This is a genomic window from Streptomyces sp. CAI-85 (genome assembly GCF_013363615.1).
GTDB lineage: Bacteria > Actinomycetota > Actinomycetes > Streptomycetales > Streptomycetaceae > Streptomyces > Streptomyces antibioticus_B.
In genome coordinates this window covers 153,700-179,825 of sequence record NZ_JAANNX010000011.1, presented here as the reverse complement: position 1 = coordinate 179,825, position 26,126 = coordinate 153,700, and the positions used below count along the sequence as shown (strand labels likewise).

The 26,126-nt window shown below is 71.9% G+C and carries 28 protein-coding genes; 15 read left to right on the top strand and 13 right to left on the bottom strand.

The features are described from left to right. The 3 genes from G6W55_RS16415 to mgrA form a co-directional block, all read left to right on the top strand. On the top strand, positions 1-455 hold a 455-nt coding region (locus G6W55_RS16415; protein WP_254876280.1), incomplete at its 5' end, for a PfkB family carbohydrate kinase. Positions 456-538: 83 nt separating this feature from the next. Beyond that, positions 539-724 (top strand): hypothetical protein, encoded by a 186-nt coding sequence (locus tag G6W55_RS16410; RefSeq protein ID WP_030788965.1) that lies wholly within the window; start codon positions 539-541, stop codon positions 722-724. An 89-nt stretch (positions 725-813) separates the two neighbouring features. Further along, positions 814-1,857 carry an L-glyceraldehyde 3-phosphate reductase gene (gene mgrA / locus G6W55_RS16405; RefSeq protein WP_175521583.1) on the top strand — a complete coding sequence of 348 codons (1,044 nt, stop codon included), beginning with the start codon at positions 814-816 and terminating at the stop codon, positions 1,855-1,857. 6 nt (positions 1,858-1,863) lie between these two features. On the opposite strand, the gene G6W55_RS16400 is transcribed toward mgrA, so the two are convergent. The 4 genes from G6W55_RS16400 to G6W55_RS16385 are packed head-to-tail and all read right to left on the bottom strand — an operon-like array spanning position 1,864 to position 6,686. Next, positions 1,864-2,997: an XdhC/CoxI family protein gene (locus G6W55_RS16400; protein ID WP_175521582.1), complete on the bottom strand. Its 1,134-nt coding sequence runs from the start codon at positions 2,995-2,997 to the stop codon at positions 1,864-1,866. Further along, complete coding sequence (locus tag G6W55_RS16395; protein WP_175521581.1) at positions 2,990-5,116, bottom strand: xanthine dehydrogenase family protein molybdopterin-binding subunit; 2,127 nt, start codon at positions 5,114-5,116, stop codon at positions 2,990-2,992. The genes G6W55_RS16400 and G6W55_RS16395 overlap by 8 nt, the downstream gene beginning before the upstream one ends. Further along, a complete protein-coding gene (locus G6W55_RS16390; RefSeq protein ID WP_175521580.1) occupies positions 5,113-6,105 on the bottom strand; it encodes a xanthine dehydrogenase family protein subunit M in 993 nt (330 codons plus the stop codon). Before G6W55_RS16390 ends, G6W55_RS16395 begins: the two co-directional genes overlap by 4 nt. Beyond that, positions 6,102-6,686, bottom strand: coding sequence for a (2Fe-2S)-binding protein (locus G6W55_RS16385; RefSeq protein ID WP_030788949.1), 585 nt, complete (start codon positions 6,684-6,686; stop codon positions 6,102-6,104). The genes G6W55_RS16390 and G6W55_RS16385 overlap by 4 nt, the downstream gene beginning before the upstream one ends. Positions 6,687-6,883: 197 nt before the next feature. On the opposite strand from G6W55_RS16385, the gene G6W55_RS16380 reads away from it, so the two are divergent. Further along, complete coding sequence (locus G6W55_RS16380; protein ID WP_175521579.1) at positions 6,884-7,462, top strand: TetR/AcrR family transcriptional regulator; 579 nt, start codon at positions 6,884-6,886, stop codon at positions 7,460-7,462. A gap of 11 nt (positions 7,463-7,473) precedes the next feature. On the opposite strand, the gene G6W55_RS16375 is transcribed toward G6W55_RS16380, so the two are convergent. Further along, the gene (locus G6W55_RS16375; RefSeq protein ID WP_175521578.1) at positions 7,474-8,193 is read right to left on the bottom strand and encodes a GntR family transcriptional regulator; all 720 of its coding nucleotides are present in this window, start codon (positions 8,191-8,193) and stop codon (positions 7,474-7,476) included. Positions 8,194-8,335: 142 nt separating this feature from the next. On the opposite strand from G6W55_RS16375, the gene G6W55_RS16370 reads away from it, so the two are divergent. The 5 genes from G6W55_RS16370 to G6W55_RS16350 are packed head-to-tail and all read left to right on the top strand — an operon-like array spanning position 8,336 to position 14,016. Then, entirely contained in the window at positions 8,336-9,448 is a 1,113-nt protein-coding gene (locus tag G6W55_RS16370) for an ABC transporter substrate-binding protein (protein WP_175521577.1), read from the top strand. After that, on the top strand, positions 9,445-11,187 hold the full coding sequence (locus tag G6W55_RS16365; protein ID WP_175521576.1) for an iron ABC transporter permease: 1,743 nt from the start codon (positions 9,445-9,447) through the stop codon (positions 11,185-11,187). The genes G6W55_RS16370 and G6W55_RS16365 overlap by 4 nt, the downstream gene beginning before the upstream one ends. Further along, a complete protein-coding gene (locus tag G6W55_RS39410) occupies positions 11,180-12,295 on the top strand; it encodes an ABC transporter ATP-binding protein (RefSeq protein ID WP_175521575.1) in 1,116 nt (371 codons plus the stop codon). The genes G6W55_RS16365 and G6W55_RS39410 overlap by 8 nt, the downstream gene beginning before the upstream one ends. Next, entirely contained in the window at positions 12,279-13,676 is a 1,398-nt protein-coding gene (locus G6W55_RS16355) for an acyclic terpene utilization AtuA family protein (RefSeq protein ID WP_175521574.1), read from the top strand. Before G6W55_RS39410 ends, G6W55_RS16355 begins: the two co-directional genes overlap by 17 nt. Next, positions 13,669-14,016, top strand: coding sequence for a DUF4387 family protein (locus G6W55_RS16350; protein ID WP_175521573.1), 348 nt, complete (start codon positions 13,669-13,671; stop codon positions 14,014-14,016). Before G6W55_RS16355 ends, G6W55_RS16350 begins: the two co-directional genes overlap by 8 nt. Before the next feature lie 51 nt (positions 14,017-14,067). Here the strand turns inward: G6W55_RS16350 and G6W55_RS16345 are convergent, their stop codons facing one another. After that, a complete protein-coding gene (locus G6W55_RS16345; RefSeq protein WP_309243734.1) occupies positions 14,068-15,045 on the bottom strand; it encodes a phosphoglycerate dehydrogenase in 978 nt (325 codons plus the stop codon). Continuing rightward, entirely contained in the window at positions 15,042-16,151 is a 1,110-nt protein-coding gene (locus G6W55_RS16340) for a tartrate dehydrogenase (protein WP_175521572.1), read from the bottom strand. Before G6W55_RS16340 ends, G6W55_RS16345 begins: the two co-directional genes overlap by 4 nt. Before the next feature lie 150 nt (positions 16,152-16,301). Here G6W55_RS16340 and G6W55_RS16335 point away from each other — a divergent pair, with 150 nt between their 5' ends. Together G6W55_RS16335 and G6W55_RS16330 are read left to right on the top strand one after the other, a co-directional pair. Beyond that, positions 16,302-17,207 (top strand): LysR family transcriptional regulator, encoded by a 906-nt coding sequence (locus tag G6W55_RS16335; protein ID WP_175521571.1) that lies wholly within the window; start codon positions 16,302-16,304, stop codon positions 17,205-17,207. Positions 17,208-17,309: 102 nt separating this feature from the next. After that, positions 17,310-17,816, top strand: coding sequence for a hypothetical protein (locus G6W55_RS16330; RefSeq protein WP_175521570.1), 507 nt, complete (start codon positions 17,310-17,312; stop codon positions 17,814-17,816). Between the two features lie 133 nt (positions 17,817-17,949). On the opposite strand, the gene proP is transcribed toward G6W55_RS16330, so the two are convergent. Both proP and G6W55_RS16320 read right to left on the bottom strand, forming a co-directional pair. After that, a complete protein-coding gene (gene proP, locus G6W55_RS16325) occupies positions 17,950-19,335 on the bottom strand; it encodes a glycine betaine/L-proline transporter ProP (protein ID WP_217686986.1) in 1,386 nt (461 codons plus the stop codon). A 217-nt stretch (positions 19,336-19,552) separates the two neighbouring features. Continuing rightward, positions 19,553-20,059, bottom strand: coding sequence for a GNAT family N-acetyltransferase (locus G6W55_RS16320; protein ID WP_175521569.1), 507 nt, complete (start codon positions 20,057-20,059; stop codon positions 19,553-19,555). Positions 20,060-20,082: 23 nt separating this feature from the next. Between G6W55_RS16320 and G6W55_RS16315 the strand changes: the two genes are divergently transcribed. Both G6W55_RS16315 and G6W55_RS16310 read left to right on the top strand, forming a co-directional pair. After that, positions 20,083-20,631: a MepB family protein gene (locus G6W55_RS16315; RefSeq protein WP_175521568.1), complete on the top strand. Its 549-nt coding sequence runs from the start codon at positions 20,083-20,085 to the stop codon at positions 20,629-20,631. Between the two features lie 222 nt (positions 20,632-20,853). Further along, positions 20,854-22,068, top strand: coding sequence for an MFS transporter (locus tag G6W55_RS16310; protein ID WP_175521567.1), 1,215 nt, complete (start codon positions 20,854-20,856; stop codon positions 22,066-22,068). A gap of 90 nt (positions 22,069-22,158) precedes the next feature. Here G6W55_RS16310 and G6W55_RS16305 read toward each other — a convergent pair whose 3' ends face one another. From G6W55_RS16305 to G6W55_RS16295, 3 genes are all read right to left on the bottom strand, one after another. After that, a complete protein-coding gene (locus G6W55_RS16305; RefSeq protein WP_175521566.1) occupies positions 22,159-22,458 on the bottom strand; it encodes a hypothetical protein in 300 nt (99 codons plus the stop codon). 310 nt (positions 22,459-22,768) lie between these two features. Beyond that, positions 22,769-22,924 (bottom strand): DUF6131 family protein, encoded by a 156-nt coding sequence (locus G6W55_RS16300; RefSeq protein ID WP_175521565.1) that lies wholly within the window; start codon positions 22,922-22,924, stop codon positions 22,769-22,771. Between the two features lie 94 nt (positions 22,925-23,018). Beyond that, positions 23,019-23,549: a helix-turn-helix domain-containing protein gene (locus G6W55_RS16295; RefSeq protein WP_175521564.1), complete on the bottom strand. Its 531-nt coding sequence runs from the start codon at positions 23,547-23,549 to the stop codon at positions 23,019-23,021. Positions 23,550-23,684: 135 nt separating this feature from the next. Here G6W55_RS16295 and G6W55_RS16290 point away from each other — a divergent pair, with 135 nt between their 5' ends. Next, on the top strand, positions 23,685-24,197 hold the full coding sequence (locus tag G6W55_RS16290; RefSeq protein WP_175521563.1) for an SRPBCC family protein: 513 nt from the start codon (positions 23,685-23,687) through the stop codon (positions 24,195-24,197). Position 24,198: 1 nt separating this feature from the next. After that, positions 24,199-25,248 (top strand): LLM class flavin-dependent oxidoreductase, encoded by a 1,050-nt coding sequence (locus G6W55_RS16285; protein WP_175521562.1) that lies wholly within the window; start codon positions 24,199-24,201, stop codon positions 25,246-25,248. Between the two features lie 18 nt (positions 25,249-25,266). On the opposite strand, the gene G6W55_RS16280 is transcribed toward G6W55_RS16285, so the two are convergent. Then, positions 25,267-26,124, bottom strand: coding sequence for an oxidoreductase (locus G6W55_RS16280; RefSeq protein ID WP_175521561.1), 858 nt, complete (start codon positions 26,122-26,124; stop codon positions 25,267-25,269). Positions 26,125-26,126 lie beyond the last annotated feature (2 nt).

Sequence of the window (26,126 nt, the reverse complement as noted above, 5' to 3'; positions counted from 1 at the left end):
TCGACCCCAACATCCGCCCCGCACTCATCCCCGACCCCGACGCCTACCGCGCCCGCTTCCGCACCTGGCTGCCCTCCGTCACCCTCCTCAAACTCTCCCAGGACGACGCCACCTGGCTCGGCGGCACCCCACAGGAATGGCTCACCGCCGGACCCACCGCCGTCGTCATCACCCAAGGGGGCGACGGACTCACCGCCTTCACCCACGACGGAGGCGTCCACACCGTGCCGGGGGAGAAGGTGGACGTGGTCGACACCATCGGCGCGGGTGACACCGTCAACGCCGCGCTTCTGCACGGACTCGCCGCCCGCGACGCGCTGTCCGCGCAGGCCCTCGGGGAGATGACGTCCGCCGACTGGCAGACCCTGCTGCGCTTCGCCGCCCGCGCGGCCGCGATCACCTGCTCCCGCGCGGGAGCCGAACCGCCCTACGTCGCCGAACTCGACACCCCCTGACCATGGTGTCGGCCGAGGGAAATTCCGCCCAGGGCGGATCTTCGGCTGGCTTGGAGACGGTGTCGGTGGGGAGAATGCCCGCCATGAGCAACGAGACGAAGCGCTACGGACTCCTGTGGACCGACCCGGACGGCACCCCGCAGGCGTCCGCCGCCGGCTACGACAAGCGCGCCGCGAAGTTCCGCCGCGCCGAACTGGAGGCCGTCGGCTGCACGAGCATCGAGATCGTGCAGGTGAGATACGGCGAGCTGCCCGAGCCCGCGGTGTGAGACCGGGCGCGGCAGGTCGGTTGGACGCGGAGGGGCCCGGCTGAGACCGTGGTCGTTTCGATCGACTCACGTCACAGTGGAGACACCTGATGAATCACGTCGCGGCCCCCGATCGCTACGACGGCGGCATGCTGTACCGGCGCACGGGACGGTCCGGGCTCGACCTGCCCGTGCTGTCCCTGGGCTACTGGCACAACTTCGGCGACGACCGGCCGTTCGAGACGCAGCGGGAGATCGCCCTGCGCGCCTTCGACCTCGGGATCACCCACCACGACCTGGCCAACAACTACGGGCCGCCCTACGGCTCCGCCGAGATCAACTTCGGCAGGCTGCTGCGCCAGGACCTGGCTCCCTACCGGGACGAGCTGATCGTCTCGACCAAGGCCGGCTGGGACATGTGGCCGGGCCCGTACGGACAGGGCGGCGGTTCGCGCAAGTACGTGCTCGCCTCCCTCGACCAGTCGCTGAAGCGCATGGGCCTCGACTACGTCGACATCTTCTACTCCCACCGGCTGGACGCCTCCACCCCGCTGGAGGAGACGATGACGGCCCTGGACACCGCCGTGCGCCAGGGCAAGGCGCTGTACGTGGGCATCTCCTCCTACGACGCGGAGCGCACCCGCCAGGCCGCGGCCATCCTGCGCGACCTCGGCACCCCGCTGCTCATCCACCAGCCGTCGTACAACATGCTCAACCGGTGGATCGAGACGGAGGGCCTGCTCGACGTCGCGGAGGAGGAGGGCTTCGGGGTGATCGGGTTCACCGCGCTCGCCCAGGGCCTGCTCACCGGCCGCTATCTCGACGGTGTGCCGAAGGACTCGCGGGCCGCGCAGGACAAGTCCTTCGACACGGGCTGGCTCACCGACGACACCCTGGGGCGGCTGCGGGCCCTGAACGACATCGCGGAGCGCCGCGGCCAGAGCCTGGCACAGATGGCCCTCGCCTGGGCGCTGCGCGACGAGCGGGTCACCTCCCTGGTGATCGGCGCCTCGCGTGCGGAGCAGGTCGAGCAGAACGTGGCGGCGCTGACGAACCTGTCCTTCACCGCCGGGGAACTCGCCGAGATCGACAAGTACGCGGTGGAGGGCGGCGTCGACCTGTGGCGGCAGGCCCGCACCGGCGAGCTGGGCTGACCACGCTCAGGCCGGGCGGCGGTGCCGGACGGTGTGATGGATGGGCCTGCCCGAGCCGGTCAGCGGCAGGCCCGTTCCGCCCCGGCGGGCGGCGACGATCTCCGCCGTGATCGACAGGGCGGTCTCCTCGGGTGTACGGCCCCCGAGGTCCAGGCCGATCGGTGACCTCAGCCGCGCCAACTCGTGCTCCTTGAGGCCGATCTCGCGCAGCCGCCGGTCCCGGTCGGCGTGGGTGCGCTGCGAGCCCATCGCGCCGACGAACGCCAGCGGCAGCCGCAGCGCGACCTCCAGGAGCGGCACGTCGAACTTGGCGTCGTGGGTGAGCACGCACACCACCGTGCGCGCGTCGGTCCTGGTGCTCCGCAGATAGCGGTGCGGCCAGTCCACGACGACCTCGTCGGCCTCGGGGAAGCGCTCCGGGGTGGTGAAGACGGGCCGCGCGTCGCACACGGTGACATGGTGGCCGAGGAACTTCCCGGCGCGCACCAGGGCCGCCGCGAAGTCGACGGCACCGAACACGATCATCCGGGGCGGCGGCACGCTCGTCTCCACCAGCAGGGTGAGCCCTTCCGGGCAGTGCGAGCCGTCCGGCGACAGCTCGACCGTGCCGGTGCGGCCCGTGTCCAGCGCGGCGAGGGCCTCCGCGACGGCGGTGCGGTCGAGGTCCGCGTGGCCGCCGAGCCCGCCCTCACGGGAGCCGTCGGCACGCACGAGAAGCATCCCGCCGAGGAACTCCTCGGGGCCCTGGACGACCCGGACGAGGGCGACGGGCTCACCCCGGGCCGAGGTGTCCAGGGCGGAGCGCAGCAGCGCGCCGACCGGGCCGTCCGCCGGCACCGGGGTGACCAGCACGTCGAGGACCCCGCCGCAGGTCAGCCCCACGGCGAAGGCGTCGTCGTCGCTGTACCCGAAGCGTTCCAGCACGCTGCCGCCGGTCCTGAGCGCCTCCTCGCACAGGTCGTAGACCGACGCCTCCACACAGCCGCCGGACACCGACCCGATGACGGCACCCGCCCCGTCGACCGCGAGGGCGGCGCCCGGTCCGCGGGGCGCGCTGCCGCCGACGGACACGACGGTCGCCACGGCGACCTCCCGGCCCTCGGCCAGCCAGTCGCCCAGCCGCGGCCCCAGATCAAGCATCGGGGCCGCCCGCCAGCACCCGGTCGGGGCGGATCGGCAGACCGCGGTGGCGCACGCCGGTCGCGTGCCACACGGCGTTGGCGACGGCGGCCGCCGCGCCGACGATGCCGATCTCCCCGATGCCCTTGATGCCCACCGGGTCGTCCGGGTCGTCGTCCTCCACCCAATGGACCTCCACCCGGGGGACGTCGGCGTGCGTCGCCACGTGATAGCCCGCCAGGTCCGCGCCCACCGGCCCGCCGGACGCCGTGTCGCGGGCGGCCTCCTCGTGCAGGGCCATGGAGATGCCCCAGATCATGCCGCCGGTGAACTGCCCGCGCGCGGTCAGGGGGTTGACGATCCGGCCCGCGGCGAACACCCCGAGCATCCGCCGCACCCGGACCTCGCCGGTGGCGGGGTCGACGGCGACCTCGGCGAACTGGGCGCCGTAGGAGTGCCGTTCCTTCTGCGCCAGGGCGGAGACCGCCGCGGTGGTGTCGGAGCGCACGGTGACGCCCTCGGGCGGGAGGGCGGCGCCGGGCACAAGACGCTCGCGCAGTTCGGCCGCGGCCGCCATGACGGCCCAGGACCAGGACCGGGTGCCCATGGACCCGCCCGCGATCATGGCGAATCCGAACGCGCTGTCGCCGAGCCGGACCCGCACCCGCTCCGGCGGGACGTCCAGGGCGTCGGCGGCCACCAGGGTGAGTGCGGTGCGCGCGCCGGTGCCGATGTCCGCCGCCGCGATCCGCACGGTGAAGCGGCCGTCGGCCTCGGCGGTGATCGCGGCCGTGGACGGGGCGGCGCCGGCGCCGAAGGAGGCCGCCGCGGTGCCGGTGCCGATCAGCCACCGCCCCTCGCGCCGCACCCCGGGCCGGGGATCGCGCCGGTCCCAGCCGAACCGGCGGGCGCCCTCCGCGAAGCAGGCGCGCAGATTGCGGCCGGCGAAGGGGAGCCCGGAGACCGGGCCCCGGTCGGGTTCGTTGCGCAGCCGCAGCTCGATCGGGTCGACGCCGCACGCGTGGGCGAGTTCGTCGAGCGCGGCCTCCAGCGCGAAGGAGCCCGGCGCCTCGCCCGGGGCGCGCATCCAGGTGGGGCTGGGGACGTCCAGCGGTACGACGCGGTTCTCGGTGTGGTGGGCGTCGGCGTCGTACATCACCCGGGCCACACCGGCGCTCGGCTCGACGAACTCGTACACCGTGGAGGTGCGGCTGAGCGAGCGGTGATCGAGGGCGCGCAGCCGGCCGTCGGGGTCCGCGCCGAGCCGGACGCGCTGGATGGTCGGGCTGCGATGGCCGGCCAGCGTGAACATCTGACGCCGGGTCAGGACGACACGCACCGGGCGGCCGACCGTCCGGGACGCCATCACGGCCGCGACCTGGTGGGCGCGGACGCCCTTGCTGCCGAAGCCGCCGCCGACGTGTTCCGAACGCACCCGCACCGAGGCGGGGTCGAGCGCGAAGAGGTTCGCGAGTTCCCCGACGACCCAGGTGGCGCCCTGGTTGGAGTCCACCACCTCCAGCCGGCCGTCCTCCCAGCGGGCGGTGGCCGCGTGGGGCTCCATGGGGTGGTGGTGCTCCTCCGGAGTGGTGTAGACGGCTTCCACCCGGACGGCGGACGCGGCGAGTTCCGCCTCCTGGTCGCCCTTGTCCGTGACGGCGGGCATATGGCCGTCGGACGGGTGCGCGTCGGCGTGGTCCTCGGTGAACCCGATGTCGTGCGGGACCTGTTCGTAGCGGACGACCAGTGACTCGGCGGCCTCACGGGCCTGTTCGGAGGTCTCGGCGACGACGAGTGCCACCGGCCAGCCCCGGTGCGGGACTTGGTCGCTCTGGAAGAGCGCGCAGGTCGGGTCCGGGACCGTGCCCAGCAGGCCGATGTAGTCGGTCTTCAGCGGCGGGGCGTTGCGGTGGTCGAGCACGGCGAGGACGCCCGGCATCGCGAGGACGGCGTCCGTCTCGACGTCCAGGATCCGGCCGCGCGCCACGGTCGACAACACCAGCCAGCCGTGGGCGAGTTCGGGGAAGGGGACCTCGCCCGCGTACCGGGCCGCACCGGTGACCTTGTCGCGGCCCTCCACCCGGACATGGCCGGTGCCGACGGCGCGGACGGGGGCGAGGGGCGCCCCGGTCGTCGTCATCGCGCGGCCTCCTCGGCGAGTTCGCCGAGCACGGCCACCGTCAGGTTGCGCATCAGGGTCACCTTGAATCCGTTGTCCGACAGGGGCCGGGCCGCCGCCAGTTCGGCGTCGGCGGCGGCCGCGAACGACGCGGCGTCGGCGGGCGCGCCGGTGAGGGTCCGTTCGGCGGCGCGGGCCCGCCAGGGCCGGGAGGCGACCGCGCCGAACGCCAGCCGCACCTCGCGCACGACCCCGTCGCGCACGTCCAGCGCGGCGGCGACCGAGCCGACGGCGAACGCGTAGGAGGCGCGCTCGCGCACCTTGCGGTAGCGGGACCGGAGCGCGACCGGGGCCGGCGGCAGGGTGACGCTCGTGATCAGCGCGCCCGGCGGCAGGGCCGTCTCGCGCTGCGGCGTGTCGCCGACCGGCAGATAGAACCAGCCGAGCGGCAGCTCACCGGGCCCCTGGGCGGTCTCGTAGTGCACCACCGCGTCGAGCGCGGCCAGGGCGATGGCCATGTCCGAGGGGTGTACGGCCACACAGTGCGCGGACGCGCCGAGGACGGCGTGATTGCGGTTCTCGCCCTCGATCGCCGGACAACCGGTGCCGGGGGAGCGCTTGTTGCAGGGCCCGGTGGTGTCGGCGAAGTAGGCGCAGCGGGTGCGCTGGAGGAGATTGCCGCCGACGGTGGCCATGTTGCGCAACTGCCCGGAGGCGCCCGCGAGCACCGCCTGCGCCAGCACCGGGTAGCGGGAGCGGACCAGGGGATGGGCGGCGAGGTCGCTGTTGGTGACGGTCGCGCCGATCCGCAGCCCGCCGCCCGGGGTCGGCTCGACCCGGTCCAGCGGCAGCCGGCGGACGTCGACCAGCCGCCGTGGACGTTCGACGCCGGCCTTCATCAGGTCGACCAGGTTGGTGCCGCCCGCGAGGCAGCGGGCGTCCGGGTCGGAGTCGAGCAGGGCGACGGCGCCGGGCACGTCGTCGGCCCTGCGGTAGTCGAACTCCCTCATGCGGCGGGCTCCTTCGCTTCTTCTTCCGGCCGGGCACCCGTGCGCGACGCCGGCCCGGACTCCGCGGCCCGGGTGACGGCCTCCACGATCGAGGGGTACGCGGCGCAGCGGCACAGATTGCCGCTCATGCGCTCCCGGATCTCCTCCGGGGTCAGCGGCGGCGGTCCGGCCGCGGGCCGTACATCGGCCGTGGCGGCGCTGGGCCAGCCGGCGGCGTGCTCCGCGAGCGCGCCGATCGCCGAACAGATCTGTCCGGGTGTGCAGTAGCCGCACTGATAGCCGTCGAGATCGAGGAACGCCTGCTGCACGGGGTGCAGCCGGTCGCCGTCGGCCAGGCCCTCGACGGTGGTGATCTCGCGGTCCTCGGCCGCGACCGCGAACTGGAGACAGGCCACGGTCCTGCGGCCGTCGACCAGCACGGTGCAGGCCCCGCACTGCCCCTGGTCGCAGCCCTTCTTGGTGCCGGTGAGGCCGAGGCGCTCACGGAGCGCGTCGAGCAGGGTGGTGCGGTGGTCGACGGGCAGCGTGTACCGCTCGCCGTTGATGTGCAGGGTGATGACGCTGGACGTCGATAAGGGCATGAACGCTTCTTTCCAGCCTTCGGGGTTCCGGTGACCGGCTTTCGGGGTTCCGGCTCCCTGCCTTCGGGCTTCCGGGCAGGACCGGGCCGGGGCTATGGTGAACCCAATCGGACAATCGTCCGCTACCGGAAAACGTAACGGACAGTTGTCCGCTTAGCAAGGGTGGGGTTCGGCCACGCGCCCCCGAGGAGAGTCGAGTGCAGCACCACAAGGACGCGCCCCTGCGCTCGGACGCCCAACGCAACCGTGAACGCATCCTCGAAGTCGCCGTGGCCGAACTGACGGCGTGCCCCGACGCCGCGCTCAGCGTGATCGCCAAGAAGGCGGGCGTCGGACAGGGCACCCTCTACCGCAACTTCCCCAACCGTGAGGCGCTCGTCCTGGAGATCTACCGCCACGAGATGCGCCAGGTCGCCGACAGCGCCGCCCAGTTGCTCGACAGCCTGCCGCCGGACCGGGCCCTGCGCGCCTGGATGGACCGGCTGGCCGAGTTCGCCATGACCAAGGCGGGCCTCGCCGACGCGATCCGCCTCGCCACCAGCACGCCCGGCGGCCCCGAGAAGCCGCCCCACACACCCGTCGCCGACGCCGCCGAACTGCTCCTGCGCGCCAACGACGCGGCGGGCACCATCCGGCCCGGCATGACCCCCGACGACCTGATCCTCGCCATCGGCGGCCTGTGGCAGTTGACCCCCACCGACGACTGGCGCCCCCGCGCCGCCCGCCTCCTCGACCTCGTCATGGACGGCCTGCGCGCCGGCGCCCCCGGCGCCTGACGGCCTGAGGGTCAGCCGGAGAAGCGGGTCTCGATCCGCGAGGCGTTCGAGACCCGGCTGTGCGCCCTCATCAGCTCCTCGGCCCGGTCCCCGTCACCGGCGGCGATGGCCTCGAAGATGGCGCGGTGCTGCCGGAACCGCTCGTCGACGGCCTCCCGGTCCTCGCCCCGCACCTCGGACAGCACACTGCTCTGCCGCTCGTCCGAACCGAAGGCGTCGACGGTGTTCAGCATCTGCACCAGCGTCGCGTTCCCGCTGGCCCGGTCCACGAGCGCGTGGAAACGCCGCATGAGCCGCTGGATCTCCAGGACGATCCGCAGCTCCTCGGCACTGCCCGGGGAGCCGCCGTCCAGCTCGCTGCGCAACTCCTGCGCCTCGTCGAGACAGGCGGACATCTCGCGCCGCTGCGCCGCGGTCGACTTCTCCGCGGCCAGCCGGGCGGAGAGAGCCCGCAGCACGTCCTCGATCATGGTGAACTCGCGCAGCTCCTCCTTGTCGAACTTCGCGATGCGCACGGACCGGGGCCCGGTCCGCTCGACCAGACGGTCCTGCTCCAGCCGCCGCAGCGCCTCACGGACCGGAGTGGCGCTGATGGTGAGCGACTCGGCCAGCCCCCGCTCGGTGACCTTCTCCCCGCGCTTGAGCGCACCACTGACGATGGCCTCGCGGATCGCGGCGTACGCCTGGTCGCCGAGGGTCACCGGTGACGAGAGATGGGGGAGCCGACTCATGCCGGGATGGTATTTGCTACAGCACGACGGGTCAACGCTCATGAGCAGCGCCCGACAGGATCCCTGCGCAACCTGTTGACAAACATGCTGTAGCAAATAACCTCCTTCCACTGCTCCTGCTATAGCAAATAGTGGAGGATCGATGACGATCTCACTCTCCAGAGCCGGCGCGCTGGCAGCGGCCTGCGCGGTGCTCCTCACCGCGTGCGGCGGCTCCACCGGGCCGGCCACGCCGACCCCGTCGGTCGACGTCGGCCGGGCCTCGCCCGTCACCCCGCTCGACGCGGCGACCGTCGCCCGCGCCGAGAAGCAGGGCTCGGTCCTCCTCTACACCAACGCCGACGCCGACCAGACGGCCCCGCTGGCCAAGGCGTTCGAGGCGAAGTACCCCGCCATCGACGTGCGCGTGCTCAACATGAACGACCCCCAGACCTTTCAGCGCTACGCCACCGAGACCGCCACCGGCGTGCGCACCGCCGACGTCGTCATGGCCACCGACTCCGTCGGCATGCTCACCTTCGTCCGCGACGGCAACGTCCTCGACTACGACGACCCCAACCTCCGCCACCTCCCCGCCTACGCGCGGCTCGCCCCCGGCGTGGTCGCCATGTCCGAGGACCCCCTCGTCGCCGTCTACAACACCGCACTGATCCCCAAGGACGAGCAGCCGCCGGACCTCGCCTCCCTCGCCGCACTGTCGACGTCCCTCAAGGGCAAGGTCGCGACCACGGACATCGGCAACCCCATCGCCTTCGGCGCCGTCAGCAACTACACCGCCCGGCAGGGCGAGTCGGGATGGCGGAACCTCGAAACCCTGGGCCGCACCAGCGGAGTCGAGTCCGGCAACGGCAACCTGATACAGAAACTCGCCCAGGGCCAGTACCAGGCGGCCTACTTCGTGGCCGGCTCGGTCCGGGCCCTGATCGAGAGCGAGGAGGCGGCGAAACTCCTCAACTACACCTACCTGAAGGACGCGACACCCCTCCTCCCACGAGCCGTCGCCGTCACCGCCGAGGCCGCCTCCCCGGACGCCGGCAAGCTCTTCGTGAACTTCCTGCTGTCGGTCGAGGGCCAAGAGGCCGCCTGCGAAGGCGGATTCACCCCCTACCGCGACGGCGTCGACTGCGCCTACGGGCTCCCGGCGATCGAAGCCGTCGTCGGCGCGGGGAACGTACGTCCGGCCGGATACCTCGACGACATCGTGAAGAAGCAGCCGGAGATCGTCGCACGCTGGAACAAGGCGTACGACCGATGAGTGTCACCCCGCTGCGGCCGCCCCCCAGCACGCTCATCACCCCGCCCCGGGAGCCTCGCCGACGGGCACTCTCCACTGGCGCGAGCCACTACCTCCTGTGGGCCCTGGCCCTCCTGGTGATCGTCGGCCCGCTCGTCCCGGTCGTGGCCGCCTCCCTGTGGTCCACCCCGCTGTACGCCTCCGGCGGCCATCCGACCTGGGACAACTTCCACGCCCTGGTCACCGACCCCGACTGGTGGACGGCGGTGGCCAACTCGGTCCTGTTCGCCGCCCTCAACACCGCCGGATCCCTCCTGGTCGGCGTCACCTGCGCGGTGCTCCTGACCCGCACGAACATACCGGGACGCCGTGTCCTGACGACCCTGCTGCTGATCCCGATCGCTCTGCCGGGCCTCGTCCTCGTCATCGGATGGGCCGCCATGTGGACGCCGGCGGGATTCGCGTCGTCCTGGCTGACGACGCACACCTTCCTCGCCATGCCCGTCGACCTCTACAGCATCCCCGGAATGGCCTTGGTCGCGATGGGCGTCGCCGCCCCGACGATCTTCCTGCTCTGCCGGGGCACCCTGCTGGCCGTCGACCCCGCCCTGGAGGACGCCGCCCGCACCCTCGGCGCGGGCCCGTTGCGCAGCCTGGTCTCTGTCAGCCTGCCGCTGCTGCGGCCCGCGATCACCAACGCCGCCCTGCTGGTCTTCGCCCTGTCGATGGAGGTCCTCGGCCTCCCGCTGATCCTGGGCTTCTCGAACAAGATCAGCCTGCTCTCCACCTACCTCTACGACCACTGGGTCAACGCGTCGCAGCAAGGCTTGGTCTCCGCCGGTGCCGTGTTCCTCCTGGTCGCCGTCTCCGGACTGCTCCTGCTGCGCAACCGGCTGGTGGGGGACACCGCCCGGTTCACCACGACCACCGGAAAACCCACCGGCGTACGGATCCTCACCCTCGGCCCCTCGCGCTGGCTCCTCGCCGCCGGGATCGCCCTGTATCTGCTGATCTCCGTGGCCGTCCCGCTGGCCGGTGTCGTGCTGACGGCGTTCACCTCGATCCTGTCCCCGTTCGTCTCCCCGTGGAGCGTGCTGACGCTCGACAACTTCACCGCCGTCCTCGACAACCCGCTCTACACCGACTCGATCGTCAACAGCCTGCTCATCGCCGGGATCGGGGGCGCCCTGACGACCGTCGCCATCGCCGTCCTGTCCGTGATCGCGCACCGCTCCCGGTTCCGGTTCCGGGGATCGCTCCAGCAGGGCATGATGTGGCCCCGCATGATGCCGGCGCTCGTCACCGGCATGGCGTTCTTCTGGAGCTTCGCGCTGCTCGACCGCTCCGGCGCCGTCCGCGCCAGTCTGTGGGGCATCGGCATCGCGTTCGCCGTGCGCAGCCTCGCCCTCGGCTACAGCGCCTTCTACCCGGCGCTCGCCGGCATCGGCGCCGACCTCGACAACGCCGCCCGCACCTCGGGCGCCTCCTGGTGGACGGCGATGCGCACCGTCGTCCTGCGCCTGGTGGCACCCGCCATGGGCGCGTCGTTCGTGCTGCTCTTCGTGGCCATGCTCAACGACGCCGAACCCGCCGTCTTCCTCGTCACCGACAGGACGCCCGTCCTCGGCCTCACCATGCTGCAACTCGCGGCGACAAGCATCGGCGGCAGTGTCGCCGCCCTGGGAGTCATCCAGATGGTCATCACCCTGGTCGTCCTGGGCGCCGGACGCGCCCTGCTGGGGGTGCGCCCCCGTGCCTAGCCTCCACCTCCGCGGAATCAGCAAGACGTTCGCCCGGCGCACCGTGCTCCACGATCTCTCCCTGACCGTCCACGACGGCGAGATCTTCACGCTCCTCGGACCCAGCGGCTGCGGCAAGTCCACCACCCTGTGGGCCGTCGCGGGACTGCACGCCCCCGACTCGGGCAGCATCGCCTTCGGCGACCGTGTCGTCTTCGACCACGGCCGCACGAACGTCGAGCCCGAACACCGCAACTGCGGCGTCGTGTTCCAGTCCTACGCGATCTGGCCGCACCTGTCCGTCGCGGACAACGTCGGCTACCCCCTCAAGCTCCGCAGGACCCCCAGGGCCCGACGCGAGCACCGGGTGCGCGAGGTCCTCGACCTCGTCGAACTCGGCGACCACGCCCGCAGCTACCCGCACCAGCTCTCCGGAGGCCAGCAGCAGCGCGTCGCCATGGCCCGCGCCCTCGCCCACCCGCCCGACCTCCTGCTCCTGGACGAACCCTTCTCCAACCTGGACGCCAAACTCAGGGACCGCTCCCGCCAGTGGCTCAAGGCCCTCCAGGCCCAGGTCGGCGTCACCACCGTCTTCGTCACCCACGACCAGGACGAGGCCCTGTCCTTCAGCGACCGCATCGCCGTGATGAACCACGGCCGGGTGCACCAGGTCGGCACCCCGCGGGAGATCTACGAGCACCCCGCCGACCTGTTCACGGCCGGCTTCGTCGGCACCGCCAACATCCTCCCCGCCACCGTCACCCGAGCCGACGGCCACCACGCGCAGGTCCGGGTCGAGGGCATCGGCGAACCGCTGACCGTCCGGCACACCGGCACCCGGCCGGGCCCCGTAATGGTCTGCGTCCGCCCGGAGAACATCACCCTGCACCGCGGCGGCGCCGACGACCCGCCACCGCCGGGCGCCGTCACCATCAAGATCGAGAACCGCGCCTACCTCGGCGACCACCACCGCTACCTCGTCCGCATCGGCGGCACCCCCGTCGTGGTGACCACCACGCGCCCCGTCGCCGACGGCGAGATCGTCGTCAGCCTCCCCGCCGACGGCCTCCGGATCTTCCCGCACCCGACCGACCCCACCGAGGAGCCCCAGCATGCCCCCGTCCCGTGACACGGCCACCCGTGTCGGAGTCCTGACCCCCGCCGGCATGCTCGGCGCCGGCTTCACCCCGGAGTCCGTCGAACGCGGCCTCACCCTCGGCCCGGACGTCATCGCGATCGACGGCGGCTCCACCGACTCCGGCCCCTACTACCTCGGCGCCGGCCTGCCCAAGACCACCGCGGCGGCGGTCCGCCGCGACCTGCGCATCCTCCTCAAGGCGGCCGCCGCCGCGGACATCCCGCTCGTCGTCGGCTCCTGCGGCACCAGCGGCACCGACTCCGGCGTCGACTGGGTCGCGGGAATCGCCCAGGACGTCATGGCCGAGGAAGGACTCGACCTGAGGATCGCCCGCGTCTACAGCGAGCAGGACACCGCCGTCCTCAAGGAACACCTCGACGCGGGCCGCATCCACCCCCTCGCCCCGCACGGCCCCCTCCGCGCGGAGATCCTGGAGAGCTGCACCCACGTCGTCGGCATGATGGGCCACGAACCCCTCGCCGACGCCCTGCGCGCCGGCGCCCAGGTCGTCCTCGCCGGCCGCGCCACCGACACCGCCCTCGCGGCCGTCGTCCCCCTGATGCGCGGCATGCCGGCCGGACCCGCCTGGCACGCCGCCAAGATCGTCGAATGCGGCGGCCAGGCCACCACCGACCCCCGCCTCGGCGGCGTCTTCGCCACCGTCGACCACGACGGCTTCGTCATCGAACCCCTCGACCCCGACAACGTCTGCACCCCCCACTCGGTCGCCGCCCACATGCTCTACGAGACCGCCGACCCCCACCGGATGCGGGAACCCGCCGGCACCCTCGACGTCACCGACGCCGTCTACACCGCCCTCGACCACCGCCGCGTCCGGGTGGAGGGATCCCGCTTCGAACCGGCCGGCCGGCACACCATCAAACTCGAAGGCGCCCGCGTCACCGGCTACGAGACCGTCTCCTTCACCGGCATCCGCGACCCGCACATCACCGCCCACATCGAGGAATGGGCGACCTGTCTGCGCGCCGTCCTCACCGACCGCGTCCGCCAGACCCTCGCCCTGAACGACGACGACTACGGCCTCGACATCCGCCTCTACGGCCACAACGCCGTCCTCGACGACATCGAACCCGACCCCACCCCGCCCCGCGAGGTCGGCGTCATGCTCGTCGTCAACGCCCCCGCGCAGAACACCGCCACCGCGATCGCCAAGGTCGCCAACCCCCTGATGCTGCACCTCCCGCTCCCCGACATGCCCTACCTGCCCAGCCTCGCCTTCGCCACCTCCCCGGCGGAGACGGAACGGGGAGCGGCCTACGAGTTCGTCCTGAACCACGCCGTCGACGTCGACGACCCCACCGCCCTGTTCCGCACCGAGCACTCCCACCCCCGCGAGGCCACCCATGCCTGAACCCACCGCCACCCCGCCCCTGCTCGGCGACTACGCGATCGAGATCCGCTCCAAGAACGCCGGCCCCTTCTGGGTCACCCTGGAGACCTTCATGAAGGACGGCACCGGATACGCCATCGCGGCCGACGACACCTTCCTCAACGAGCGGGTGATCGCCGGCCTCTACAAGGTCGACGCCGCACAGGTCCGCATCTTCCGCATCCCCGCGCTGAACGTCGTGAAGATCTCCTTCCCGCGCCCCGTCGCCCAGGCGAGCCTCCGCGACCGTGACATCCACGCCGGGCAGCACCACGTGCCCCTCGCCACCCTGCCGGTGCCTCAACGGCACCTGTCCGCCTGACCGTTCACCGTCCGTCCCGGCCTTGGGCGCCCAAGTCCGGGACACCGCACGTCAGTTGATGGCGAACCGCGGGCGTCCCCGCAACGAAGCCACCAACTCCTCCGCACCCGCGAACCCCGACGCCCGCCGGGCCTCTGCCGTTTGACCCGCCAGATGCGAGTACACGGTGACACCCCGGACGCCGCGCAGCGGACTCTCCGGCGGCAGAGGCTCCCGCGTCACGACGTCGAGCGCCGCCCCGGCGATCGTGCCCGACCGTACGGCGTCCGCGAGCGCCTGTTCGTCGACGACGGCCCCGCGCGCGGTGTTGATCAGCAGGGCCGTCCTCTTCATCCGCGCGAAGGCATCCGCGTCGAACAGCCCCCGTGTTCGGTCGGTCAGGGCACAGTGGACCGAGACGTAGTCCGACCGCGCGAGCAGCTCGGGGAGGGCCACGAATCGGACCGAGGGGTCGTCCCGCAGCTCCTCGGGCACGCCGGTGGAGCACACCACCTCCATGCCGAAGGCACGGGCGAGCGGGACGACCGCGCGGGCGGTGGCGCCGTAGCCGACCAAACCCACTGTGGCGCCCCGCAGTTCATGCCCGTCCTCGCGCGGCCAGGCCCCCGCGGCCACGCCCGTGGCGCTCTCGACGAGCCGGCGCGCGGATGCGAGCAGCAGGCCGAGCGTGTACTCGGCCACGGCGTTGGCGTTGATCCCGGGCAGGTTGCTCACCCTGATCCCGAGCCGGGCCGCGGCATCGACGTCGATGGAGTCGTAGCCGACACCGGTGCGCACCACGACCTTCAACTGCCCGGCGCGGGCGAGGACATCGGCGGTGAGCGGCTCGTTCGCGACGAGCGCCGCGTCGATCCCGGCGAGCGCCGACACGAGTTCCTCCGGGTCCCGTCGGCCGGTCATCGGCGCATGGCGGGTCTCGCAGCCGGCCGCCCGCAGGTACAGATCCGTGTCGTCGCCGGGGCGCAGATAGTCGGTGGTGATCAGGACGCGCGGCACGCTCTTTCGTTCCTCGTCGCGCGGGTGGCTCACGGGGCGACCCGGCCCGCACCGGCGGGGGCCCCGGTGGTGATCCGCCGCGCTATGGCGGAGCCGAGGGCCACCGTCGTGGCGTTGCCGCCGAGGTCGGGTGTGCGGACCTCCGGGTGTTCCTCCAGGACCGACTCGATCGCGGCCACCACGGCGGCCGCGGCGGCGCTCTCGCCCAGGTGCTTCAGCATCATCGCCCCGCTCCAGATCTGCCCGACCGGATTGGCGACGCCCAGACCCGCGATGTCCGGCGCCGAACCGTGCACGGGCTCGAACAGGCTGGGGTACCGCCGTTCGGGATTGATGTTGGCGCTGGGGGCCACGCCGATCGTGCCCGTGCAGGCCGGGCCCAGGTCGGAGAGGATGTCGCCGAAGAGATTGCTCGCCACCACGACGTCGTACTGCTCGGGCCGGAGCACGAACTTGGCGGCCAGGATGTCGATGTGGTCCTTGTCGGCCCGCACCCGCGGATAGCGCAGCGCCATCTCGCCCGCCCGCTCGTCCCAGTAGGGCATGGAGATCGAGATGCCGTTGCTCTTGGTCGCCCAGGTCAGACGGCGACGGGGCCGGGCGTCGGCGAGTTCGAAGGCGTACCGCAGCACGCGGTCGACGCCGACGCGGGTCATCACGGTCTCCTGGAGCACCGTCTCGCGCTCGGTGCCCTCGAAGATCCGGCCGCCGATGCTGGAGTACTCGCCCTCGGTGTTCTCCCGCACGACATAGAAGTCGATGTCGCCCGGACGATGGTCACGCAGGGGGCTGCGGACCCCGCGCAGCAGCCGGACCGGCCGCAGATTGACGTACTGGTCGAAGCCGCGGCGCATCTGGAGCAGGCTTCCCCACAGCGACACATGGTCGGGCACGACCTCGGGCCACCCCACCGCGCCGAAGAAGACCGCGTCGAAGCCGCCCAGGACGTCGCGCCAGTCCTCCGGCATCATCCGGCCGTGCCGCTGCCAGTAGTCGGCGCTCGCGAAGTCGAACTCCTCGACATCGAGGGCGAATCCGTAGGTGTCGGAGGCGGCGCGCAGACAGCGCAGCCCCTCGGGCACCACCTCCTTGCCGATGCCGTCCCCGGGAATGGCGGCGACGCGGTAACGCTGTGCCACGGTTGTTGCTCCTCGCTCGACGGGCGGAGCACGCCGGTCCGGCCGGCGTGCGCGGCTTTCCACTCTGGGCGGCGCGGGGGCCCGTCACAACGGCTGATCAGGCAAGTTACCCTTTCCCTCACGGAAAGCCCCTGGCGGATCGAGGGCCTGATGAGGACGTCCATCGACGACTTGCAGTTTTTCCAGGCCGTCGCGGCCAGTGAGACCCTCACCGCTGCCGCACGCCGGCTCGGCTACTCCCTCCCCGCGATCAGCAAGCGGCTCAGCGCACTGGAGCAACGCCTCGACGTCCGGCTCGTCCAACGGGGCACCCGCCGCCTGGTTCTCACCTCGGAGGGTGCCCTCTACGCGAGCGGGATCGACGCCATCCTCGACCGGCTCCGCGAACTGGAGGACGTGGTGACCGACGGCTCGGGGGACCTGCGCGGCTCGCTGGTCGTCCAGGCGACCCTGGGCCTCGGCCGCGCGCATGTCGCCCCGCTGCTGGCGGAGTTCGCGGCGCCCCACCCCGCGCTCCAGGTCGTGCTGAACACCTCGGCGCTGCCGCTGCGCCCGCACCGGCGGGAGTTCGACGTCGCCGTCCATGTGGGCCCGCCGCCGGACTCCTCGCTGCGGATGCGCCGCCTCGCGGAGAACCGCCGGGTGCCGTGCGCGTCCCCGTCGTACCTCGAACGACGCGGGATTCCCGGGCGAGTCGAGGAACTCGCCGAGCACGACTGCATCGTGCTGCGCGAGAACGAGGGGGACTTCGTCCTCTGGCGTTTCGGGGACGCCGGCGATCCGGTCCAGGTACGGGTGCGCGGCTCCCTCGCGAGCAACGACGGTGATGTCGTGACCGGTTGGGCGTTGGAGGGGCGCGGTGTGATCATGCGGTCCGAGTGGCAGGTGCGGCCGTATCTCGAACGGGGCGACCTCGTGCGCATCCTGCCCGAGGTGCCGACACCGGCCGCCGACATCTACGCCCTGCTGGCGAGCGACGGGCATGTGCCGCGCCGGGTCACGGCGTTGACCGACCATCTCGCGGCCCGTCTGCCGGCCCGGCTGGGACGGATGTGACGGGGCGCCCACGGACGGTCGCGTGTGCCGTGGGCGCGCGGGCAGGCACACCTCGTACGGGCGAACGTGTTTGTACCCCGGGTGAAGGGCAACGCGGAGTCCATGACTGATCCGAACACGGAATCCAACGAAGCGCGCGCCGCCCGGCGTGCGACCGCATCCGAGGCCGAACGCGCGGTGGAGAGGACGACGGCCCCCGCCGTACGGGCCGCGAACAGCGCGGCGGACAAGACGGCGGGCAAGGCGTCCGACGCCGCGTCGGCCGCGAAGTCCGCGGCCGATCGTGCCGCCGACAAGGCCGAGGGCGCGGCGAACGGCGTGGCCCGCGGTGTCGAGGCGGGCCGCCAGACGCTCGTCGCGACGACCGGCCAGGTCGCCGCCACGGCGAAGGCGGCCACCGATCACGTCACGTCCACGGCCAAGGCGGCCACCGACCAGGTCGCCGACACCGCGAGGACGGCCTGGACGGCGATCGCCCAGCGGAAGCTGGTCGCCGCCGGGGTCGGCGCGGGAGTGACCGTGCTGACGGCCGCGTCGTACGCGGCGGGCCGTCGCTCCGGACGGCAGAGCCACGGCCCGATCACCCGGCTCACCGGCGGCCGGATCTGACGTTCCGCACGCGCGGTGGGCCGGCGGAGCCGATCACGGCGGACCACCGCGCGGAGCCGGGGGAGTCACCGACTCCAGTGCAAGGCGTTGCGAGGCGTACGGAGCAGGCGCCGGGCTCAGGAAGTCGGGGGCCTCAGCCCTCCACGGCCGGTGCCGAGCCGGGCAGCGGACGTCCCGCCGACTCCGCCATGAACCACACCGCCACACCACCGACGACGGCCGCGGCCATCATGTAGTACGCGGGCATCATCATGTTGCCGGTCGCCCCGATGAGCGCGGTCACGACCAGCGGCGTCGTGCCTCCGAACACCGACACGGAGACGTTGAAGCCGATCGACAGCGACCCGTAGCGGACCTTCGTGGGGAACAGCGCCGGCAGCGCGGCCGGCATCGCCGCCGTGAAGCAGACCAGCAGCAGGCCCAGCGCGCCCATGCCGAGCGCCACCGCGAACAGGCTGCCCTGACGGATCAGCAGCAGCGCGGGAACGGACAGCACCAGGAAGCCCGCACAGCCCGCCGCGATCACCGGCCGGCGGCCCACGCGGTCGGTCAGCGCGCCCGCGAAGGGCTGGACGGCCATCATCAGCACCATCACGCCGAGCACGACGAGCAGGCCGTGCGTCGCGTCGTACTTCAGCTCACTGGTCAGATAGCTCGGCATGTACGACAGCAGCATGTAGTCGGTGACGTTGAAGACCAGCACGAGGCCGACGCAGAGCAGCAGCGCCCGCCACTGGCCCGTGATCATCTCGCGCAGCGGCACCTTCGGGCGGTCGGCCTCGGCCTTCTCCAGCTCCGCCGCGAACGCCGGGGTCTCCTCCAGCCGCATCCGCAGATAGAGGCCGATGAGGCCCATCGGACCCGCGATCAGGAACGGGATCCGCCAGCCCCAGCTCAGCAGGTCCTCGGTGGACAGCAGCGCGGTCATCAGCGTGACCAGGCCGGCGCCGCCGATGTACCCGGCTAGGGTGCCGAACTCCAGCCAACTGCCGAGGAACCCACGCCGCTTGTCGGGCGCGTACTCGGCGATGAAGGTGGACGCGCCCGCGTACTCGCCGCCGGTGGAGAAGCCCTGCACCAGCCGGGCGGCCAGCAGGAGCAGCGGGGCGCCGACGCCGATCGAGGCGTAGGAGGGGATGAGGCCGATGGCGAACGTGCCCGCGGCCATCATGATCATCGTGAGCGCCAGCACCTTCTGACGCCCGACACGGTCGCCGAGCGGTCCGAAGACCATCCCGCCGAGGGGGCGGACCAGGAAGGCGGCGGCGAAGGCGCCGAAGGTGGACAGGAGCTGGGCGGTCGGGTTCCCGGACGGGAAGAAGACCTTGCCCAGGGTGACCGCGATGTAGCTGTAGACGCCGAAGTCGAACCATTCCATCGCGTTGCCCAGCGCGGCGGCCTTCACGGCACGCTTCACGAGCGCGGGGTCGGTGACGGTGACGTCGGCGTTCTCCGGCGCGGCCGGGTGGACCGGGACCGGGCGGATCGTAGGGGGAGGGGTGACTGTGGCACTCGCCAAGACTTCGCTCGCCTACTTTCGTCGGGGGCAGGGACGGGTCTGCTCGACGGCGCCGGCGGCAGGCCAAGGAGCGACCATAGTGGGGCATGTGCCCCTTACGGGTCGTAGGCAGTTCAATGCATGCTGCACGTAAATGGTGTGTGGTCTGGGACGTCGGTACGTCCGGAAGGCCGCCGTGACGCCTGCCGCTGTGACCCATCTCGCGCCCCGCGCGCTCCTACGGGATCAGGAACTCCAGCTCGGGACGGTCCCACGCCACCGCGGGCGGATTCGCGGCCACGGTCCCGGTGCGCACCGCGCCCACGCCGAGGTAGAACCCCTCGGCGGGCGGATGCGACACCACCCGCACCCGGTCGAGCCCGGCGGCCCGGGCCTCGGACGTCATGTGCGCGACGAGCAGCCGCCCGATGCCGAGCCCCTGCGCCCGGTCGGCGACGAACAGCAGATCCAGCTCGGGCGGCGCGAGCACGAGCGAGTAGAACCCGAGAACCTGCTCCCGACCGTGCTCGTCGAGGCTCACGGCCACGAAGACCCGGTGGGCCTCGATATAGGCGGAGCCGACCCGGTAGCCCGCGATCATCGGCGCGTACGGCCCTTCGTAGGCGCGCGAACTCCGCACGATCCGCGTGAGCCGCTTGGCGTCCCGCGCCACGGCCCGCCGGATCGTGACGGACCCGTCGGCGGCGGGGGTAATGATCGGCTTCACCAGGAGAGTATTACGCATGGCGGGCGTGACAGGGTGATCACATGACGACGAACCCCCTGCCCTGGTCGGACACCCCCTCCGTCCACGCGGACCTGCGCGCGGCGAAGGCGCTCGTCTACGATCCGTGCGGCTTCACCTGCTCGCGGCCCGTGCCCGAGGCCGAGAGCGCCGAGTACGCGGCCCACGAGTTCACCCTCGACGGCCGCGCCGTCCGCTTCCGCGCGGGCAAGACGACTCCCACCAAGGCCGGTCAGTTCGTCACCGTGTGGAAGAGGTCCCCGGGCGGCCCCATCCAGCCGTTCGACGTGACGGACCCCGTCGACCTCTTCGTCATCAGCACCCGCGACCGGCAGGGCTTCGGCCAGTTCGTGTTCCCCCTGGACGCGTTGCGCGCGCACGGCGTCGTATCGGCGGCCGGTTCCGGCGGGAAACGCGCTTTCCGTGTCTACGCGCCCTGGGTGACGACGACGAACCGCCAGGCCGGCAGGGCGCAGGCATGGCAGGCGGACTTCTTCCTCCCCATGGGTCTCGCGGGAGGAGAGGACGGGCCGTGCGACCTGCCCCGGGCCCGGAAGCTCTACGAGAGGTAGGCGGGCGGCAAGGTGTGACCGAGGCCACATTTCCCGTGGTCCGATCTTGGAATGCGCGGGCCTCCGCCGCCGCTGGACTCCTTGTGGGCCTTCCCTGTGCTGGGGGGCGCACCGGGCAATGGTGGCCGGCGCGACTGGCCACCGGAGCGGGCTACGACGGTCCCCGTCAGCGTCCGCTCCGCAGCATCCCGGATCGCCGCCCGTGAAAGGTATCCCCGCTCCATGCCACTGGCTCTGCTGGCCCTCGCTCTCGTCGCGTTCGGCATCGGTACGACCGAGTTCGCCACGATGGGGCTGCTGCCCCAGATCGCCGACGGGGTCGGCGTGTCCGTGCCGCATGCCGGCAACGTCGTCTCCGCCTACGCGCTCGGCGTCGTCGTCGGCGCACCCGTACTGACCGGCATCGGCGCGCGCATCCCCCACAAGCGGCTCCTGCTCCTGCTGTCCGGCCTGTTCGTGGTCGGCAACATCGCCTCCGCCCTGGCGCCCAACTTCGGCCTGCTGTTCGCCGCGCGCTTCCTGGCGGGGCTGCCGCACGGGGCGCTGTTCGGCGTGGGCGCCGTCGTCGCCTCGCGACTGGTCGCGCCCGAGCGGGCCGGGACGGCCGTGTCGCGGATGTTCCTCGGACTCACCGTCGCCAACATCGTCGGCGTGCCTGCCGGTACGGCGCTCGGGCAGCAACTGGGCTGGCGGTACGCCTACTGCGCGGTCGCCGTCATCGGCCTGATCGCCCTCGCCGCGCTCGCCGCCTTCGTCCCCCATCAGCCGCGCGGCAGGCAGGCGGGCATCCGGCACGAGCTGCGGGCGATGGGCAACCGGCAGGTCGCCCTCGGACTGGCCGTCGCCGTCGTGGGATTCGGCGGCTTCTTCGCCGTCTACAGCTATCTGGTGCCGATCCTCACGCATGTGACGGGCTTCGCCGAGTCCTCGACCACGTGGGTCCTGGCGCTCTACGGCGGTGGAATGACGGTGGGCACGCTGATCGCGGGTCCGCTGACCGACCGCGCCCTGCGCCCGACGCTGTACGGCGGGCTGGCCCTGCTCGGCGCGTCGCTGGTGACGTTCTACTTCACGGTGCACAGCACGGTGCCCGCCCTGGTGACGCTCGCCGTCATGGGGGCGATGGGCGCGATGGTCACCACGCCGGTGCAGATGCTGCTCATGGCCAAGGCGAAGAACGCCCCGACGATGGCGGCGGCTTCGAACCACTCCGCCTTCAACCTGGCCAACGCGGGCGGTGCGTGGCTGGGCGGTCTGGCCATCTCGGCCGGGTGGGGCTGGGCTTCACCCGCGCTGGTCGGCGCGGCCCTCGCCGCGGCCGGGCTGGGCCTCGCCTTCCTCAGCGGCGCCACGGACCGTGACAACGGCGCCTCGGAAGTGGTCACTTCGTCGGGCGCCGAGACGGCGACGGAGGCCGGTGAGGTCGCACCGGCCTGACGGACGCGGGCCCTCACGACGGGGGTGAGTGCGGGGGCCTTCCGCGTCCACGGGTCCTTGTGTACCGGTCCCTCGCCTACTGGTCGTTGCCTACTGGTCCGTCTTCTTGCTCTGTTCGAGACCCTCGGAGAACAACTCCGTGTACTCCTGGACCGACAGGCCCAGGCATTCGGCGGGTACGGCGTCCTGGTCGGTCATCTCGGGGGCCCAGCCGGTGGGCTGGGAACCTATCGCGATGGCCCAGGCGTCCACGCAGGCCTGACGGGCCTCCGCGGCTGACAGTGTTGGCGACGACGAACCGTCCGCATCGCCGGCGCTGTCGGACGACGAGCAGCCGGTGACGGCGAAGCAGGCGGCGGTGGTGAGCAGAACGGCGGATCTACGGAGCATGGGTGTTCCCCCCAGCGACTCAGTGGGTGCTGGCTGAGTGTAAGCGTCACAACACCCTGCGCGGCCGAAGTGTGAAGTGTGTGATCGTTCTGTAACTGTCGGTGTGATCCACACCGCCCTCACCAGCCAGAACGCTCATTCGGGCCACGGATTGATAACGCGTGCGGAGATTCCCTTGGCACCTCGGAAGAAACGAACTCGGCATATCGCTCACGCAGTTCTGCGCGTGACGGACCACGAAGGGGCAGTTCGGCTCTGGTGCCGGCCGGCGCCGACAACTGCCTGAGAGAAAGGGGAGGGTGGCCTCAGGTCACCAGTAGTGGCGGCGGCCGGCGACGGCGTGGCCCATGCCGCCGAGGATCCACAGGGCCGCTCCGACGACCAGCAGGATGACCCCGATGGTCCACAGGACGGCGATGCCGGTGATCAAGCCGATGACCAGCAAAAGGGCGCCCAGGATGATCATGTCGTCCTCCTCGGGGGAGTGGTGGGCTTCCCGCCCCGAGTACCCCTTCGGGCGCGCCGGATGCCCCTTGCGGCCCCTGTGATCTGGGCCGGGCTCAGTCCTCGGCCGCCGACGGCTCCGCCGTCTCGTCCAGTTGAAACCGGCGGCGGACGTCCGGGCGGTCGAGGAGTTTGCGCGGGTAGCCGGGGCCGGGGCGGGCCGTGACGTCCTCCCAGGCGAGGGGCTCCTTGCAGTGGGAGCAGACGACCTCGCCGTGGGTGTCGTGGCCGCAGGTCTCGTGACGGGTGATCACCGGCGGACCCGCCTCGTCCGCGAGCCACCGGTCACCCCAGTCCGTCATCGCGAGGATCACGCCGTAGAAGTCACGCCCCGACTCGGTCAACAGGTACTCGTGACGGACCGGCTGGGTGTCGTACGCGCGCTTCTCCATCAGCCCCGCCTCGACCAGCCGGCGCAGCCGCTCCGACAGGGTGTTGCGGGCGATGCCCAGCTCCTGCTGGAACGCGTCGAACCGGCGGACCCCGTAGAACGCCTCCCTCAGGACCAGCGGGCTCCACGCGTCACCGAGCAGGTCCATGGTCCTGGCCACCGAGCAGGGCCAGTTCGCGAACGACGTACGCCTCATACCCCGATGGTACGAGTCTTTTCACGAAACTCAGCAGGCGACCGGTACCGGACAGTATGCCGCCCGGACCTTGCGCGAGTGAGTCTTAATAAGCAACCATGCAGGCCATCGAGCGAGAGAGAGGGGATCGACGGCATGGAATGGACGGGGCAGGTCTACGCGGACACCCCCACCGTCTCCGCGGAGGCGTACATCGACGCACCGCCGCAGCACCTGTGGGGCTATGTGAGCGACATCCATCTGATGCCCAGGCTCAGCACCGAACTCCGCCAGGTGGAGTGGCTCGACGGCGCGACCGGCCCGCGGCCCGGCAACCGTTTCCTCGGCCGCAGCACCCACCCCGCGCTCGGCGACTGGGAGACCGTGAGCACGGTCGTCGACTGCGAGGAGCCGCACCGCTTCGCCTGGGCCGTGGGCGACCCCGACCACCCGACCAGCGTGTGGCGGTTCACCCTGCGCCCGGAGGGCTCGGGCACGCTGCTGGAGCAGTGGGCGCAGATGGGCCCGGACCGCTCCGGACTGAGCGCGGCCATCGACGCGATGCCGGACAAGGAACAGAAGATCGTGTTCGTACGGCTGCGGGAGTTCGAGGCCGGGATGAAGGCCAACCTCGCCGCCGTCAAGGCCCTGGCCGAACGGGAGATGTGAGATGCGTACCGCGACCACCGTCGAGGCGTCCGGCGGCGCCTGGGGCGAGATCGTCGAGTTCGTCGTGGAGGCCGAGAAGCTGGGCCTGGACATCTGCTGGGTGGCCGAGGCGTGGGGCAGCGACGCCCCGTCGCCGCTGGGCTATCTGGCCGGCCGCACCGAGCGGATCCTGCTCGGCTCGGGGGTGATCCAGCTCGGCACGCGTTCCCCGGTCACCGTCGCACAGACCGCGATGACGCTCGCCCACCTCTCGGACGGCCGCTTCCGCCTCGGCCTCGGCGCGTCGGGACCACAGGTCATCGAGGGGCTGCACGGCATCCCGTTCGCGCGGCCGCTGACCCGGATGCGGGAGACCGTCGAGATCATCCGCAGCGCCTTCGGCGGCGAGAAGATCCGCTTCGAGGGCCGCCACCACACCATCCCCCTCCCGGACGGGGAGGGCCGCCCGATGCGGCTCAGCGTGCCGCCGGTGCAGGTGCCGGTCTATCTCGCCACCCTGTCCCCGAAGATGCTCGAACTCACCGGTGAGATCGCCGACGGCTGGCTCGGCACCAGCTTCGTACCCGAGGGCGCCCACGACGCCTACTTCACCCACCTGGACAGCGGACTGGCCCGCGCCGGCCGCACCCGTGCCGACCTCGACGTGTGCCAGGGCGCCGAGATCAACATCGTCGCGGACGAAGGGCAGTTGGCCGAGGTCGTCGGCAGCCGCAAGAAGGAACTCGCCTTCTCCCTGGGCGGGATGGGCTCCGGGGCCACCAACTTCTACAACAACGCCTACAGCCGCCAGGGTTGGGCCGACGTCGCCGCCCGCATCCGTGAACGCTGGCAGGCCGGGGACCGTGACGGCGCCACAGCTCTCGTCACCGACGAGATGGTCCTCGCCACGACCCTGATCGGCACCGAGGACATGGTCCGCGCCCGGCTCGGGGACTGGCGTGCCGCGGGCGTGGACACCGTCCGCCTCTACCCGGCGGGCGAGACGCTCGCGGCACGGCTGGACAACCTCGGACGCGGCATCGACCTCGTCCGTGCCCTGGACGCGCGCTAGCAGCCGGGCTCGTATCCCTCAGCCGAGCGCGGCGATGTCCTCCGCGCTCAGCGTCAGCTCACCGGCGGCGACGTTCTCCTCCAGATGCGCGACCGAGCCCGTGCCGGGGATGAGGAGGATGTTCGGCGAGCGGGCCAGCAGCCAGGCCAGGGCCACCTGCGGCACGGACGCGTGGTGGCGCGCGGCGATGCCGTCCAGATGCTCGGCGGTGACCGGCTGGAAGCCGCCGACCGGGAAGAACGGGACGTAGGCGATACCGGCCTCGGCGCAGGTGTCGATGAGGGGATCGTCGTCGCGGCGGGCCAGGTTGTAGAGGTTCTGGACGCAGGCGATCGGCGCGACCTCGCGTGCCTGGGCGAACTCCTCGGCGGTGACGTTGGAGACGCCCAGATGCCGGATCAACCCCTCCTCGCGCAGCGCCAGAAGGGTCTCCAGCGGTCCGGTCAACGACGTCCCGCCCCGCTCCAGATCCCCCATCCGCAGATTCACCAGATCCAGCCGGTCCACGCCCAGCGAGAGCAGGTTGGCCTCGACTCCCCGGCGCAGATTGTCGGGGGTCAGGCCGGTCTTCGCCGCGTCGGGCAGCGCGATGTCGGAACCCTCGACCAGCGCGCCCACCTTCGTGGCGATCACCAGGCCGTCGGGATAGGGGTGCAGCGCCTCCCGGATCAGCTCGTTGGCCGCGACGCCGTCACGGGCGTAGTAGTGCGAGGTGTCGATGTGGTTCACGCCCAGCTCCACGGCCCGGCGCAGGACGGCGAGAGCCGTGTCCCGGTCGGGCCGCTCACCCCTCGGCCAGCCGGTCAGCTTCATCGCGCCGTAGCCGATCCTCGCGACATCCAAGTCGCCACCGAGAGACCATCGTTGTGTCGTCACGC